16 protein-coding genes are annotated in these 14,844 nt (G+C 71.1%); 12 read left to right on the top strand and 4 right to left on the bottom strand.

Features of this window, described 5'->3' with window-relative positions; genetic code table 11:
- The first annotated feature begins 86 nt into the window (after nucleotides 1–86).
- Genes CNQ36_RS29635 through CNQ36_RS29620 form a run of 4 tightly spaced genes read left to right on the top strand, consistent with a single transcriptional unit; the run spans nucleotide 87 to nucleotide 4,602 of the window.
- Entirely contained in the window at nucleotides 87–1,004 is a 918-nt protein-coding gene (locus CNQ36_RS29635) for a CoA transferase subunit A (protein WP_228313158.1), read from the top strand.
- 50 nt (nucleotides 1,005–1,054) lie between these two features.
- Nucleotides 1,055–1,858, top strand: coding sequence for a CoA-transferase subunit beta (locus CNQ36_RS29630; protein WP_206278530.1), 804 nt, complete (start codon nucleotides 1,055–1,057; stop codon nucleotides 1,856–1,858).
- 51 nt (nucleotides 1,859–1,909) lie between these two features.
- Nucleotides 1,910–3,415 (top strand): 3-hydroxyacyl-CoA dehydrogenase, encoded by a 1,506-nt coding sequence (locus CNQ36_RS29625; RefSeq protein WP_121548217.1) that lies wholly within the window; start codon nucleotides 1,910–1,912, stop codon nucleotides 3,413–3,415.
- 26 nt (nucleotides 3,416–3,441) lie between these two features.
- Nucleotides 3,442–4,602, top strand: coding sequence for an acyl-CoA dehydrogenase family protein (locus CNQ36_RS29620; protein ID WP_121548216.1), 1,161 nt, complete (start codon nucleotides 3,442–3,444; stop codon nucleotides 4,600–4,602).
- A 21-nt stretch (nucleotides 4,603–4,623) separates the two neighbouring features.
- Here the strand turns inward: CNQ36_RS29620 and CNQ36_RS34875 are convergent, their stop codons facing one another.
- On the bottom strand, nucleotides 4,624–4,761 hold the full coding sequence (locus CNQ36_RS34875; protein ID WP_160160318.1) for a hypothetical protein: 138 nt from the start codon (nucleotides 4,759–4,761) through the stop codon (nucleotides 4,624–4,626).
- Between the two features lie 60 nt (nucleotides 4,762–4,821).
- On the opposite strand from CNQ36_RS34875, the gene CNQ36_RS29615 reads away from it, so the two are divergent.
- Complete coding sequence (locus tag CNQ36_RS29615; protein WP_004924218.1) at nucleotides 4,822–5,181, top strand: hypothetical protein; 360 nt, start codon at nucleotides 4,822–4,824, stop codon at nucleotides 5,179–5,181.
- Nucleotides 5,182–5,713: 532 nt separating this feature from the next.
- Here the strand turns inward: CNQ36_RS29615 and CNQ36_RS29610 are convergent.
- Entirely contained in the window at nucleotides 5,714–6,325 is a 612-nt protein-coding gene (locus CNQ36_RS29610; protein ID WP_121548215.1) for a TetR/AcrR family transcriptional regulator, read from the bottom strand.
- 128 nt (nucleotides 6,326–6,453) lie between these two features.
- On the opposite strand from CNQ36_RS29610, the gene CNQ36_RS29605 reads away from it, so the two are divergent.
- The 4 genes from CNQ36_RS29605 (at nucleotide 6,454) to CNQ36_RS34870 (ending at nucleotide 10,669) form a co-directional block, all read left to right on the top strand.
- On the top strand, nucleotides 6,454–7,101 hold the full coding sequence (locus CNQ36_RS29605; protein ID WP_121548214.1) for a hypothetical protein: 648 nt from the start codon (nucleotides 6,454–6,456) through the stop codon (nucleotides 7,099–7,101).
- A gap of 242 nt (nucleotides 7,102–7,343) precedes the next feature.
- Nucleotides 7,344–8,756 (top strand): alpha/beta hydrolase, encoded by a 1,413-nt coding sequence (locus CNQ36_RS29600; RefSeq protein ID WP_228313102.1) that lies wholly within the window; start codon nucleotides 7,344–7,346, stop codon nucleotides 8,754–8,756.
- Between the two features lie 211 nt (nucleotides 8,757–8,967).
- Nucleotides 8,968–10,479, top strand: a complete 1,512-nt coding sequence (locus tag CNQ36_RS29595; RefSeq protein WP_206278527.1) for an alpha/beta hydrolase — start codon at nucleotides 8,968–8,970, stop codon at nucleotides 10,477–10,479.
- Nucleotides 10,469–10,669, top strand: a complete 201-nt coding sequence (locus CNQ36_RS34870; RefSeq protein ID WP_163013153.1) for a hypothetical protein — start codon at nucleotides 10,469–10,471, stop codon at nucleotides 10,667–10,669. Before CNQ36_RS29595 ends, CNQ36_RS34870 begins: the two co-directional genes overlap by 11 nt.
- Before the next feature lie 265 nt (nucleotides 10,670–10,934).
- On the opposite strand, the gene CNQ36_RS29585 is transcribed toward CNQ36_RS34870, so the two are convergent.
- Nucleotides 10,935–11,354 carry an arsenate reductase ArsC gene (locus tag CNQ36_RS29585; protein WP_121548213.1) on the bottom strand — a complete coding sequence of 140 codons (420 nt, stop codon included), beginning with the start codon at nucleotides 11,352–11,354 and terminating at the stop codon, nucleotides 10,935–10,937.
- A 426-nt stretch (nucleotides 11,355–11,780) separates the two neighbouring features.
- Between CNQ36_RS29585 and CNQ36_RS29575 the strand changes: the two genes are divergently transcribed.
- Genes CNQ36_RS29575 through CNQ36_RS29565 form a run of 3 tightly spaced genes read left to right on the top strand, consistent with a single transcriptional unit; the run spans nucleotide 11,781 to nucleotide 14,232 of the window.
- Entirely contained in the window at nucleotides 11,781–12,089 is a 309-nt protein-coding gene (locus CNQ36_RS29575) for an ArsR/SmtB family transcription factor (protein WP_121548212.1), read from the top strand.
- Nucleotides 12,086–13,177 (top strand): ACR3 family arsenite efflux transporter, encoded by a 1,092-nt coding sequence (gene arsB, locus CNQ36_RS29570; RefSeq protein ID WP_121548211.1) that lies wholly within the window; start codon nucleotides 12,086–12,088, stop codon nucleotides 13,175–13,177. The genes CNQ36_RS29575 and arsB overlap by 4 nt, the downstream gene beginning before the upstream one ends.
- Nucleotides 13,174–14,232 (top strand): ArsO family NAD(P)H-dependent flavin-containing monooxygenase, encoded by a 1,059-nt coding sequence (locus CNQ36_RS29565; protein WP_121548210.1) that lies wholly within the window; start codon nucleotides 13,174–13,176, stop codon nucleotides 14,230–14,232. Before arsB ends, CNQ36_RS29565 begins: the two co-directional genes overlap by 4 nt.
- Before the next feature lie 84 nt (nucleotides 14,233–14,316).
- Here CNQ36_RS29565 and CNQ36_RS29560 read toward each other — a convergent pair whose 3' ends face one another.
- Nucleotides 14,317–14,688 carry an ArsR/SmtB family transcription factor gene (locus CNQ36_RS29560; RefSeq protein ID WP_121548209.1) on the bottom strand — a complete coding sequence of 124 codons (372 nt, stop codon included), beginning with the start codon at nucleotides 14,686–14,688 and terminating at the stop codon, nucleotides 14,317–14,319.
- Nucleotides 14,689–14,844: the final 156 nt, after the last annotated feature.

Here is a 14,844-nt window from a genome sequence, read left to right as displayed (position 1 = left end):
CCGCCCCCGCCGGCTCCCAGGGAGCCGGCACCGCCGTCGCGTCTGAGGCCTCCGCGAGGAACCGGGGCGCCGGCGCGGACAAGACGATGTCGATGAGAGAGGCGATCGCCGCCTTCGTGCACGACGGCGACACCGTCTGCCTGGAGGGTTTCACCCATCTCATCCCGACCGCGGCCGGGCACGAGATCATCCGCCAGGGCCGCAGGAACCTCACCGTCGTCCGTATGACCGCCGACATCGTCGTGGACCAGATGCTGGCCGGAGGCTGCGTGTCCCGGCTGGTGTCCTCCTTCGTCGGCAACTCGTCGGCCGGTTCGCTCGGAGAGCTGCGCCGGCGCGTGGAGCGGGCCGACCCGGAACCGCTCGTGTTCGAGGAGTACAGCCACCACGGGATGGTCTGCCGCTATCTGGCGGGCGCGCAGCGGCTGCCGTTCCACCCGCTGCGCAGCTACGCGGGCAGCGACCTGACGAAGGTCAACGACGGCCTGCGCAAGGTGACCTCGCCCTACCCGGGACCCGACGGCGAGCCCGAGCAGATCTACGTCGTGCCGCCGGTGAACCCCGATGTGACGATCGTCCACGCCCAGCGCGCCGACCGCAGCGGCAACACCCAGGTCTGGGGTCTGACCGGCGTCCAGGCCGAGGCCGTGTACGCGGCCCGCACGGCCGTCGTGGTCGTCGAGGAGGTCGTCGACGACGAGGTGGTGCGCTCCGACCCCAACCGCACCGTGATCCCCGCGCACGCCGTGGACGCGGTGGTCGAGTGCCCGCGGGGCGCCCACCCGTCGTTCGCCCAGGGCTACTACGACCGCGACAACGCCTTCTACCGCGCCTGGTCGGCCATCAGCAAGGACCCCGTACGGCTGCGGGAATGGATGGCCGAGTGGGTGTACGGCACGAAGGACCACGCCGAGTACACCGCGAAGCTCGGCGAGGAGTTCTGGGCCTCCCTCGCGGTGGGCGAGGCCATGAGCCTGCCCGTGAACTACGGGCGACGGCTGTGACCCCGCACGACCGGCGCACCACCGGACCGCACCCCGAAGGAGAGCCCACGATGACCACCGTGACGATGACGACGACCGACGCGGCTCCGGACGCACCGGAGGTCACCTCGTCCGAACTGCTCGCCGTCGTGGCGTCGCGCGCCCTGGTGGGCCGGCGCACCGTCTTCGCCGGCATCGGGCTGCCCACCCTCGCGGCGTCGCTCGCCCATCTGACGGTGGCGCCCGGCCTGGAGATCGTCTACGAGTCCGGGGTGTGCGGCGCCCACCCCTCGCACCTGCCGGAGACCATCGCGGACGCCGTGCTGATCACCGGCGCCGAGGCGGTGCTGACGATCCCGGCGCTGTTCGGCTACGTCCTGCAGGGCGGGCACATCGACGTGGGCTTCCTCGGCGCCGCGCAGATCGACAAGTGGGGCAACCTCAACTCGTCCGTGATCGGCGACTGGCACTCCCCCGGCGTACGGCTTCCCGGCTCCGGCGGGGCGATGGAGGTGATGGCCAACGCGCGGGAGGTCTTCGTGGTGATGCGCCGCCACACCCCGCGTTCGTTCACCGAGGAGCTGGACTTCTGCACCTCCTCGGGGCCCGACCGCGCGCTGGCCGACGGCGTCCGGCCGCTCGGCGCGGGCGTCACCCGGGTGATCACCGATCTCGGTGTGCTCGAACGCCGTGGCGTGGGCGACGAGTTGCGGCTCGTGGCCGTGCACCCCGGGGTGACCGTGGACCAGGTGCGGGAAGCCACCGGCTGGGACCTGAAGGTGGCCGAGGACGTGACCGTCGTCGCCCCTCCCTCGGACTCCGAACTGCGCCTGCTGCGCGAGGACGTCGACCCCGATCGCGTCTATCTGCGCTGACCGGCCCCGAGATCCCCGAGCCGAACCGTACCGAAGCAGGAGACAGCCCGTATGCGCATCAGAATCGTCGGCGCCGGCGTCATGGGCCGCGGCATCGCCCAGTGGGCGGTGACGGCCGGACACACCGTCGAACTCGCCGACGCCCGCCGGGAGTCCGTGGACGACGCCGTCCTCTTCATCCGCGCCATGCTCGAACGGGCCGCGGAGAAGGGCCGGATGAGCGCACGGGCCTTGGAGGCCGCCCTCACGCGCCTGGTCCCGGTGGACTCCCCGGCCGCTCCCGGCGACGACGTGGAACTGGTCGTCGAGGCGGTCCTGGAGGACCTCGACGTCAAGACGGCCCTCTTCCGGCAGCTGGAGGAGGCCCTGCCCGCCTCCACCGTCTTCGCGACGAACACCTCGTCGCTGTCGGTCACCAGGATCGCCGCCGGACTGAAGGACCCCTCCCGCCTGGCCGGACTGCACTTCTTCAACCCGGTCCCGCTGATGAAGGTCGCCGAGGTCGTCCCCGGCGCCCTCACCCGCCCCGGACTCCCGGAGGAACTCGCGGAGATGGTGCGGGCCGGCGGGCACGCCGCCGTCGTCGTGGCGGACACCCCGGGCTTCCTCGTCAACCACGCCGGACGCGGGCTCGTCACCGAGGCCCTCGCCCTCCTCGAGGAGTGCGTCGGCGACACCGCCGGCATCGACCGGATCGCCCGTGACGTGCTCGGGCTGCGCATGGGCCCGTTCGAGCTGATGGACCTCACCGGGCTCGATGTGACGGCGACCGTGATCGACACCGTCTGGGAGGGCTTCCGCCACTCCGACCGGCTGCGCGCCTCGTACCTGACCCCCAACCGCGTCGCGGCCGGACTGCACGGACGCAAGACCGGACGCGGCTTCTACTCCTACGGCTCCGCCGCGCCCGAGACGGAGCCCGAGCCCGCCGTCACCGGGGACGCCGCCCGTCCCGTGCACGTACCCGGGGGCGGCGGGGACGCCGCGGCGCTGCGGGACGCGCTGGCCGCCTCCGGTGCGGCACCGGGACCGCTCACCGGGGACGCGCTCGTCCTCGTACCGGTGTGGGGCACCTCCGTGGCCGCCGCGGTCGCCGAGCGGGGACTGCCCGCCGACCGAACCTTCGGCGTCGACCCCCTGTGCCTCGGCACATCACGCCGGGTCCTGTCGGTGACCCCGGCGGCCTGCCCGGAGGCCGCCCGGGACGCGCGCGCCGTCCTGGCCGGCGGCGGGCACTGCGTCACCCCGGTGCGCGACACCGCGGGTTCCGTCGCGCAGCGGCTGCTCGCCTCGATCGTCTCCGTGGCGTCGTCCATCGCGGAGCGCGGGATCGCCGCCCCGGCCGACATCGACACCGCCGTCACGGCCGGCCTGGGATACCCGGCCGGGCCGCTGGCCTGGGGCGAACGCGTCGGCGCCGGGCGCATGCTCGACCTGCAGCGCGCCCTGCACACCACTACCGGGGACCCCCGCTACCGCCCCACCCGGTGGCTGACGGAGCGGGCCCAGCTCGGCCTCCCCCTCACCGAGCCGGGCACCGGCCCCGCCGCGCGCTGAACACCACCCACCGAAGGAGAGACACCGTGCTGACAAGGGACTTCGGGCTGACCGAGACCCAGCGGGACTTCCGCGCCCTGGCGGCGGAGTTCGTCGACAACGAGATCGTGCCGCACACCCGCGACTGGGACCGGGCCGAGCGGGTCGACCCCGGTATCGCCAAGCGCCTCGGCGACCTCGGCATCCTCGGACTGATGCTTCCCGAGCAGTACGGCGGCGTCGAGGCCGACATGCTGTCGTACGTCCTGGTCACCGAGGAGCTGGGCCGGGGCGACTCGTCGGTGCGCGGCATCGTGTCGGTCTCGCTGGGGCTGGTCTCCAAGACCATCGCGTCGCACGGCACGGACGAGCAGAAGGAGAGCTGGCTGCCCCGGCTCGCGTCGGGTGAGGCGCTCGGCTGCTTCGCCCTCACCGAGCCGGGCACCGGATCCGACGCGGGTTCCCTCACCACCCGCGCGAAGCGCGACGGCGACGACTGGATCATCGACGGCGGCAAGATGTTCATCACCAACGGCACCGTCGCCGCGGTGGCGTTGACGTTCGCCCGGACCAGCGAGAAGGGCGTCACGGCCTTCCTGGTCCCGACGGACACGCCGGGCTTCACCGCCACGGAGATCCACGGCAAGCTGGGCCTGCGGGGCCAGGCGACCGCGGAACTCACCTACGAGTCGGTGCGCGTGCCCGACTCGGCCCGCCTCGGCGAGGTGGACCGGGGCCTGGGCATCGCGCTCGGCGCCCTCTCCCGCGGCCGGATATCGGTGTCGGCCGGCGCGGTCGGCCTCGCCCAGGGCGCACTCGACGCGGCGGTGCGCTACTCCACGGAGCGCACCCAGTTCGGCAGGCCGATCGCCTCCTTCCAGCTGGTCCAGGAGCTCCTCGCGGACTCGGCCGTCGACGTGCAGACCGCCCGGCTGCTCACCCACCACGTGGCCCGGATGGCGGACGCCGGCGCCTCCCCGAAGGAGTACGCCACCGACGCCTCCGCCGCGAAGTACCACGCGAGCGAGACGGCGGTCCGGGTGAGCAACAACTGCCTCCAGGTCTTCGGCGGTTACGGCTTCATCGACGAGTACCCGGTCGGCAAGTACCTGCGCGACGCACGGGTGCTGACCCTGTACGAAGGCACCAGCCAGGTCCAGAAGCTCATCATCGGCCGGGCCCTGACCGGCGTGAACGCCCTGACCTGACCGGCGGAACCGCCGGTGCCGTCAGCCGGAGGGGCAACGCCGCAGGGTGAGCACACCCGGCCGCCACGGCAGTCGGCTGTAGGGGCCGCCCGCGGTGAGGGACTCGCCCTGGTACAGGAACTGCAGGTTGATCCCAGCGACTCGTCTGCTGTCATCCACCGTTCGAGATTTACTGCGGTTCGACGATGAGGATCCCGCTGGTGCATAGAATGCGATCTCATGCCGAAGCCTGACGAGCTGCTCGTTGCGATAGCCGCCCTTGTGGAGTCCGAGCAGAGCAATCAGATGTCCCTGACCGTGGTCACCAGTGGTGCTGTCATCACCGGTCGGCTGGCACCGGAAGCCATGTGGCGGCAGAGGGTGTCGGAGGTGCTGACGGACTCCGCCGACCTGGGCGAGTTCTCCGCCGTCTTCGACACCCCCGCGAGGAAAGACGGACCGCCCACGCATCTGCATTTCCACGTCGCCCGGATCCTGCAGGGTCCGGTGGGGATCCCGGAGACAGGCGGGATGTACCGCGTCGCGATCGAGGACGTCAGTGCTTGGACCGTGGGCAACTTCAGCTACTCCGACCACTGACTCACCGACCCACGACACAGAGGCCCGACCGGCACGCTTCCGTTCCAGTGGTCGTCGCAACACCCCAGCCCAAGGGGTGCGAGGGACTTCGGGATCCGGAAGGACCGGCGGTCTTCAGAGACCCAGGAGGCCGGACCCTGAGCGGGAGGAACACCTCCGGCTCGTGAATCTCGGAAGAGGGAACACGGAAAGCCTGCCGGATCATCGGCATCAACCGCCACACCGGCAAGCGTTGGCTCGACGGCCGGCAGGCATCCGCGAGGTACAAGGCAGCCCCGTCCGTCGTGGACACAAGGCTGCCCTGGCGAGCACCCGTACCCCGGGCCGCCCGGAGACCCGCCCTGGAAGACCCCAGCCGAGCGTCTGTCTGAACTGCTCGCGGCTGGACTCACCGGTGACCAGCTCAGGCGTGACGCCCTTCATCGATTCCGCCACGCCGCTCTTGGTCGGGTCGAACGGGAGCGAGCGATGAAATCTCAGCTCGCGGGCACAGATATCGACCCCGCCGAAGCATGCTGTTTCGGGATTCGCTTCACGGCCGAGTCGGCCCGGCGGGTGGTGCGGGGCCGGTGGAGAGGACGTGGTCGACGGCGGCGTTGAGGGTCTCGGTCTCGGCGACGAGGACGGATTCGCGGGAGGGCAGGGCGCGTTCGACCGAGAGCCCGTTGAGGACCGTGAGAAGGAACTTGAGGTTGCGGGTGTGGCCCCCCGGGGACAGAGCACCCTCCTCCTCGAGCACGGTCAGCCAGTGTTCGACCCGGCGCTCCGACTCCCGTTCGAGGCGGAGGTAAGCGGCGCGTACCTGTTCGGTCGGCTCGGGTTCGATGAAGGTCCGATACATGGTGCCCCACGCGGTTCGCGCGTCTTCGCTGGTGCCGAGCGGTGCGAGGACCTGCCGCAGACAGTTCAGCAGCCGCTCACGGGGCGACAGCGTCCGGTCCCGGATCGGGTCGCCGGGCAGCAGGTGATCGTAGATCCGCGCGAGCAGGCTGTCCTGCAGGGCGCGCTGGGTGGGGAAGTGGAACCTCAGCGAGCCGGTGCTCACTCCCGCACGCGCGGCGACCGCTCGCACGCTCAGCTTCGCCGCCATGTCCTCGGCGAGCATCTCCGCAGCGGCCTGGAGGATCTTCTCGCGCGTTTCCATACCCGCTCCCCTTCGCTTCTCCTGATTCCCCACTGTACTAGTACGCCGTACTAGTACAGTGTGCTACCGTCCCGCTAACACGCTGTACTAGTGAGGTGCGGCCGTGACGCGAAGGGGTTGGGCGGAGCATGGCGTGGAAGCAGTGGGCGGCATCGAAGCGCCTCAAGCCGGGAGACGGCAGGGAACTGCAGCGGTTCCACTGGTGGCAGCTCCCGCTGCGCTCCCTGTTCTGGCTACGGCTTCCCGGTGCCGACGGGCACGCCCGCCTGCACGCCGTCGACGTACGGCACTGGGCGCGGTTGGACAACAGCAGGATCCGGGCGCATCTGTTCCTGGACGGCAGGCACGTGGCCGAGTCGAAACTGCCCGCGGCCTTCCCTGTCGACGGCGGTGTCATCGAGGTGGCGATGAGCGACTACGGCATCAAACGCTGCCACTACCGCCCCCGGGACGGAGAGCCGCGTCAGCTCACGCCCGACCCGGCCTCGGCGGAGGGACGGCGGGCGCGTTTCGGCGCCCGCCATCCGGGACTGAGCCGGGCGATCGGCATCGGATCGGTGCTGCTGCTCGTCATCGGGGTGGGCCTGAACCTGGTGCAGCTCGCCGAACCCCTCTCCCGCATTCCCCCCGTCATGCAGCGGGTCGGAACGTTCGAATCGCCGATCCACCTGCCGATCTGGCTGAACCTCGCACTGGGGGGCGGGGCCGTACTGGCGAGCATGGAGCGCGCGCTCCGCCTGCGGTACTCCCCGCTGCTCGACGCGGCCGGACGCTGACCCCTCGACGTGAACGTCACGAGTACGGAGAAAGGAAGATCCTCATGATCCAGTCGAGGTCGAGGCCCGCCGCCCGGTACGGGGTGGCGTTCGCCGCAGCACTCATGGCCCTGACCGGGTGTTCGCCCGGCGCTTCGGGGACGCGCGGCGCGTCCGCAGGAGCCACGTCGGCCTCCGTCCCGTCCCCGGACCCACTCGCGTGGAGCTCGTGCGGGAAGAACCTCGAGTGCGCCACGATCGAGGTGCCGCAGGAATACACCGAGCCCGAGGGCGCGCAGATCCCGCTCGCGGTCATGCGGCACCGGGCCACTGATCCCGACCAGCGCATCGGCAGCCTGCTCTTCAACCCGGGCGGCCCCGGAGTCTCCGCCACCGAGACACTGCGCAATCTGCCCAAGACAGCCGGCACTCCCGGCGCCTTCTCGGCCGAGGTGCTCGCCCGGTTCGACGTCATCGCCATGGACCCGCGCGGCGTCGGCCAATCGCGGGCCGTTCGCTGCCTGACCGACAAGCAGCGAGCCGACGCCGCCGGCACCGCCTTCGACCCGGCCGTCCCCGGGGGCAAAGCCCTGCCGCGGCTGCTGGCCGATGCCGCCGCGTTCACCGATGGCTGCGCCGAACACCAGAGCAAGAAGTTCCTGGCCGGCCTGTCCACCGACAACGTGGCCCGCGACATCGACCAGGTCCGCTCCGCGCTCGGCGAGGACAAGATCACGTACTACGGCCTGTCCTACGGCACCGTGGTCGGCCCGATGTACGCCACCCTCTTCCCTCACCGCGTCCGCCAGATGGTGCTCGACGCGCCCGTCGACACCGACAAGTGGTTCGGCAACCCCCTCCCCTTCCTGAACGACGTCGCCGTGGCAAGCGAACGGACGCTCAACGCCTGGTTCGAGACCTGCCGCGCCGAAGGGACCGCGGTGTGCCCGTTCGGAGCGGGAGACCCGCAGGCGGCGTTCGACACACTGATCGACACGCTGGAAGCGAAGCCGCTGAGGATCGCACCCGTCGAGGGTGTCACGCCGGGCGGCGAACTCGACGGCGCCATGGCCCTTGAGGCCACCCGAGCCCTGGCCGGCGACCAGCACACCTGGCCGTTGCTGACCTCGGCGCTGCTGGCCGCACAGGACGGCAACGGCGCACCTCTCTACACCTTGTGGAGCAGCGTCACCGTGTCCCCCTTCCCCGTCCCCACCGCGATGTTCGAAGCCCACACCGCGGTACGCTGCGCCGACTGGCAGACCCCGGCCGGCATCGCCGCGCACAAGGCCGCGGCCACCAAGGTGGTCACCGAGGCCAAGCGCATCGGGCCCCGGGCCGCCTACTCCGCCCTCAACTGCGCTCGATGGCCCGCGCCGGACAAGGACCGCGTCACCAAGCCGCTCACAGGCGCCGGTACCCCGACGGCACTGGTGGTCGCGGGCCGACTGGACCCCGTAACCCCCCACCACTGGGCCGAGAACATGACCCGAACCCTGGACTCCGCGGTCCTGCTCACACGTGAAGGAGTCGGACACGGCTCCTACGGCACCAACGCGTGTGTCGACAAGGCAGTCGACGCCGCCCTCATCCACGGCACCCACCCCGCCGACGGCACCGTGTGCAAGACGGACACACCCGCCACCACCCACCCCCTCGTTCCCGCGAACGGGTGAGCCGCAGCCGGTCGTCCACCCTGTGGCCATACGCACGGCATGACCGTCGAGCGAGCACCGACTCGGCGACCGCCTTTTCCGGTGTGAGGACAACCCCAGGTCTGCCAGGCCGGGGTGGTCCCTGTGCTGCTGGCTGACGCGTACTCCACGCGACCAGAAGCCCTTTCCACGACCACGACCACGACCACGAACCGATATGCGGAGCCTGGACATGAAACGACAACTCAGCGTCGGCCAGAGCCTGGCCCTCTTGGCGGTCCTCGGCCTGGGCGGCTCGCTGACCACCGCGCCCGCCGCCGCCGGGGAGCCCAAGACGCCGCGGGTGGAGTGGGGCCAGTGCCCCGAGGACGTCGCGGCCGAAGCCGCTCCGACCGAGCTGCAGTGCGCCACCGTGGCCGTCCCACTGGACTACGCCGAGCCGGAGGGCGAGCAGATCGACCTCACCGTCTCCCGGCTGGCCGCCGCCGACCCGGACAAGCGGCGCGGCGTCCTCATGCTCAACCCGGGCGGTCCCGGCGGGTCCGGGCTGGCGCTGTCCGCGCTGCTGGTGGCCCAGGGCCTGCCCAGCAGCGTCACCGACCGCTACGACCTGATCGGCATGGACACCCGCGGGATCGGTCGTTCCGCACCGGTCAGCTGCGGATTCACCACGGACAGCCCCTACTACGCCAACATCCCGCCCTACGCCGCCGACGACACCGCGGTCATCGCGCAGGCGAAGGTCGCCGAACAGGCGGCCCAGCAGTGCGCGGACAACGACGACGACGGGATGCTGCGCCACCTCACCACCGCGAACACCGCCCGCGACCTGGACCGGATCCGGGCCGCTCTCGGCGAGGAGAAGACCAGCTACCTGGGCTACTCCTACGGCACGGCACTCGGGGCTGCCTACGCGTCGATGTTCCCCGAGCACGCCGACCGGATCGTGCTCGACAGCAACATCGGAGACACCCACCTCGACCGCGACGGCATGCGCCGCTACGCGCTCGGCATGGAACAGACCTTCCCGGACTTCGCGCGGTGGGCCGCCCGGCGGCACGACAGCTACGGCCTGGGCCGCACCCCCGAACAGGTCCGGGCGTCCTACCTCACCATCGCCGGCGCACTCGACGACGCTCCGGTCGCGGGGATCGACGGCAGCCTCTTCCGGCTCCTGACGTTCAGCCACCTGTTCAAGCAGACGCAGTACCCCAAGCTGGCGCAGACCTGGCAGGCGATGCTCGAAGGCGACGAGGCGGCGGCCCGCGGCCTGTCGGCCGTCCAGAAGGAAACACGGGACGGGGCGTTGTCGCCGGCCGACAACGCCCTGACCGTGTTCCTCTCCGTCACCTGCAACGACGTCGAGTGGCCCGAGGACGTCAACACCTACCGGCGGGGCGTCACCGAGGACCGGGAGCGCTACCCGCTGTTCGGCGCCGCCACCGCCAACATCACACCGTGTGCCTTCTGGCCGTACGCCCCCGCCGAACCGCCGGTGAAGATCGACGCCGAGGGCCCGCGCAACGTGCTGCTCCTGCAGAACCGGCGGGACGCGTCGACCCCGCACCGGGGAGGGAAGATGCTGCGCGAGAAGTTCGGCGACCGCGCCCGGCTGGTCAGCGTCGACGACAGCGGGCACGGCGCCTACGTCCTGGGCGACAACTCCTGCGCGTTGAACACCACCACGCGCTACCTCGTCGAGGGCGAGATGCCCGCCAAGGACACGTCCTGCCGTGCGGACTGACCACGTCGACGCCGAGGCCGCTGGCCTGCGGCGGATCGCGGGCATCGCGTCGGATGGCCGGTGGAGCTTCCAGGCCGGGCACCGTGGGTCGGTGATGGTCAGACAGCTGGTGCGGGCGCACGGCGGAGACGTCTCCGTGGCGAGCCGGCCGCATATGGAGACGGTGTTCCTGGTGCGGCTGCCGAGCTGATCCGCCGGGCACAAGTCCCCTGACCTCGCGTGGCAGCCGACCGCTGCCGGCGGCTGCCCAGCTGCCTGACACCGCGTCACCACCGCGCTGTCGTCCCCGGGGTCGCTGGACGAGCCGTGCGGGCCGACCCGCGGTGTCGTGAAGGAAGCCGGGGACGCAGGGGATCGAGTTGGGCGGGGCGGTGTCGAGGGCCGCGGTGTATCGGCAGGGCCGGAGCCGATGATGACGACGTCGCGCGCCTGGTCGTCGGGCTGCGTCGCGGGCGTCACGCCTCCTGCTTGGCGTCGATCTCCTCGATGAGTGCCTCGATGCGGGTCTTGATCTCGTCGCGGATCGGGCGGACGGCGTCGACGCCCTTGCCGGCCGGGTCTTCGAGGGCCCAGTCGAGGTACTTCTTGCCGGGGAAGACCGAACAGGCGTCGCCGCAGCCCATGGTGATGACGTAGTCGGATGCCTGGACGGCCTCGGTGGTGAGGATCTTCGGCCGGGCGGTGGAGATGTCGATGCCGGCCTCGGCCATCGCCTCGACGGCTGCGGGGTTCACCTGGTCGCCGGGGACGGAGCCGGCGGAGCGGACCTCGATGCGGTCGCCCGCGAGGTGCTGGAGGAAACCGGCGGCCATCTGCGAGCGGCCGGCGTTGTGGACGCAGACGAACAGCACGGAGGCGAGCGGAGCGGAGGACATGCGTTCTTCCTTCACGAGGTGAGTGGCAGGTGGCGCAGGGGATGTTCAGGCGCTCGGCAGGCCGGCGCCGTCGGTATCGGGCACGGGTCAGTCCAAGTACCGGCGGCCTGGCACCATGGGGCAAGCGTCGCAGCAGCTCATGGTGATGACGATGTCCGCCGCCTGTACGACCTCGTCGGTCAGCGGCTCGGGGAACGCGTCGGCCGCGTCGGCGCCGGCCTCGCGGAGGAGTCGGTGAGCAGGCCAGTGGCTGTCCCGGCCGGGAAGTGGCCGGCGTGCCGGGTGGCGAGCCGTGCGGCGTCGGCGGTCCCGCGCTCGTCGGGCAGGACAGGGGTGGGAGCGGCGGACAGGGAAGGACCCCCTTCGACGGGCCTACGAGTCAGCCCCTGCTGATATCACTGCTGGGTGATGTGACAGTATCAGCCCATGATGACGTCAGTCGACACTGACCTGATCCGGGTGCTGGCCGACCCGCTCAGGCTCCAGATCGTGACCCTGCTCGCCCGCGAGACGCTGTGCACCACCCACCTGGTGGAGGAGACCGGCGCCAGGCAGACGAACCTCTCCAACCACCTGAGGGTCCTGCGCGAGGCCGGGGTCGTCGAGACCGAGCCGTGCGGACGCTTCACCTACTACAAGCTCCGCCCGGACGTCATCGCCCGGCTCGCCGGGCAGTTCGCCGACCTGGCCGAGTCCGCCCGCAACGCCGCCGACAACAAGAGGGCCTGCCCGTGACCCGCACCGAAGCGCCCGCGACGATCCAGGAAGCGTCCGTCGTCGCCAAGCTCTCCACGCTCGACCGCTACCTCGCCGTGTGGATCCTGCTCGCCATGGCCGTCGGCCTCGGCTTCGGGCGGGTGATTCCCGGACTGAACGACGCGCTGGCGAAGGTGGAGATCGGCGGGATCTCCCTGCCGATCGCGCTCGGCCTGCTGATCATGATGTACCCGGTCCTGGCCAAGGTCCGCTACGACAGGCTCGACGCCGTCACCGGCGACAAGAAGCTGATGATCTCCTCGCTGGTCATCAACTGGGTCCTCGGCCCGGCGGTCATGTTCGCCCTGGCTTGGATCTTCCTGCCGGACCTGCCCGAGTACCGCACCGGCCTGATCATCGTCGGTCTGGCCCGCTGCATCGCCATGGTCATCATCTGGAACGACCTCGCCTGCGGCGACCGCGAGGCCGCCGCCGTCCTGGTCGCCCTCAACAGCGTCTTCCAGGTCCTGGCGTTCGGCCTGCTGGGCTGGTTCTACCTCGACCTGCTGCCCGGCCTGCTGGGCCTGGGCGACGGCGAGCACCTGGACATCTCCATGTGGAAGATCGCACTCAACGTGGTCGTCTTCCTCGGCGTCCCGCTGCTGGCCGGCTTCCTCACCCGTCGGATCGGCGAGCGGAGGATGGGCCGCGAAGGCTACGAGCAGCGCTTCCTGCCGAAGATCGGCCCGTGGGCCCTGTACGGCCTGGTGTTCACGATCGTCATCCTCTTCGCCCTGCAGGGGAAGACCATCACCTCCCAGCCGTTGGACGTCGTCAGGATCGCGCTGCCGCTGCTGGTGTACTTCGCGGTGATGTGGTTCGGCACCTTCGCCCTCGGCAAGGCCATCGGTCTCGCCTACGAACGCACCGCGACGCTCGCGTTCACCGCGGCGGGCAACAACTTCGAGCTGGCCATCGCGGTCGCCATCGCCACCTTTGGTGTGACGTCGGGTCAAGCCCTGTCCGGCGTGGTCGGACCGCTCATCGAGGTCCCGGTCCTGGTGGCGCTGGTGTACGTCTCCCTCGCTTGGCGGCGCAGGTTCGCGGCTGCCCGTCCGGGTTCATGACCCGGCACACCGATGTGGTGGTGATCGGCGGCGGTCAGGCAGGGCTCGCCGCCGGCTACCACCTGCGCCGCCGGCGCCTGGACCACGTGATCCTGGACGCCGGCACGGCGCCGGGTGGGTCCTGGCGGCACATGTGGGACTCGCTGCACCTGTTCTCCCCGGCCCCGTACTCCTCGCTGCCCGGACGTCTCATGCCCGTCCAGGCGGGCGAGATCCACCCGGACGCCGGGCACGTGGTGGACTACCTCACCGACTACGAGAAGCGCTACGACCTGCCCGTCCATCACGGCACCCGTGTGGAGGCCGTACGCCGCGACGACGACCGCCTCCTGGTCGAGGCGGACTCCGGCACCTGGCGGGCGAGAGCGGTCGTCAGCGCCACCGGCACCTGGTCGCGGCCGTTCCTCCCCGCCGTACCCGGCCGCGGCGTCTTCACCGGACGGCAACTGCACACGGTGAACTACCGTCGTCCGGACGACTTCGCCGGGCAGCGCGTCATCGTGGTCGGTGGCGGGAACTCCGGTGCCCAGATCGCCGCCGACCTCGCCCTGGACAACCGTGTCGAGGTGACGTGGGTGACGCAGCGCCCGCCGCGGTTCCTGGCCGACGACATCGACGGCCGCGCCCTGTTCGACGTCGCCACCGCGCGCCGCCGCGCCCTCGACGCCGGCCGCGGCGACACCGGCGGGGTGGCCTCGCTCGGCGACATCGTCGCCGTGCCTCCCGTACGCGCCGCCCGCGACGCCGGGCTCCTCACCGCGAAGCCGATGTTCACCCGGCTCACCGCCGACGGCGTGCGGTGGGACGACGGCAGCGGGGCCGACGTGGACGCTGTCATCTGGTGCACCGGCTTCCGCCCGGCTCTCACCCCTCTCGCCCCGCTGAACCTGCGCGGCCCGCGCGGGCACATCCCCACCGAAGGCACGCGCGCACTTGGCGAGCCGCGGCTGCACCTGCTGGGCTACGGCGACTGGACAGGGCCGGCCTCGGCCACCCTCATCGGCGTCGGCCGACCGGCCCGCGACGCCGCCCGCGCGATCGCACAGCTGTGGTGACGGTCAGGTGACGGCGGGACTGCGGCGCTCGGTCACGTCAGCGGACGCGTCCGCCCGCCGCCTCTCCCCGTGTCTTCCCGCTCGTCACGCCGCGGACGGCAGCGTCAGCAGCTTGCCCATCGCCGCGAGCACCGACGGCTCGACCCGGTAGTACACCCAGGTGCCGCGCCGCTCGGAGGTCAGCAGCCCGGCCTCCTTCAGCTTCTTCAGGTGATGGGAGACGGTCGGCTGGGAGACACCGACATCGGAGATGTCGCACACGCACGCCTCCCCGGCCTCGTGCGAGGCCACGGCGGAGAACAGCCGCAGCCGGACCGGGTCGCCGAGCGCCTTGAACATCCGCGCGGCCGTCTCGGCCTCTGCGGCGGTCATCGGACGCTCGGTCAGCGGCGGGCAGCACGGCGCCACACCCTGGCCGTCGGCTTCGAGCAGCGGCAGCACGTTCGCATTCGACATACGTCTATGTTGACACACGTCGAAGCAGCACGGGGAGGCCCGTCACCGACGTGCGAGGTGGACGGTCGAGCGCCGGGCGGTCCGCCCCTCGAATTCGATGACCATCTATGTTGACGCCCATCAATACAGGTGCCATGCTGGACCGCGCAAGCATCG

The organism is Streptomyces fungicidicus (assembly GCF_003665435.1).
Classification (GTDB): domain Bacteria; phylum Actinomycetota; class Actinomycetes; order Streptomycetales; family Streptomycetaceae; genus Streptomyces; species Streptomyces fungicidicus.
This window is presented reverse-complemented; position numbering and strand designations above follow the sequence as displayed.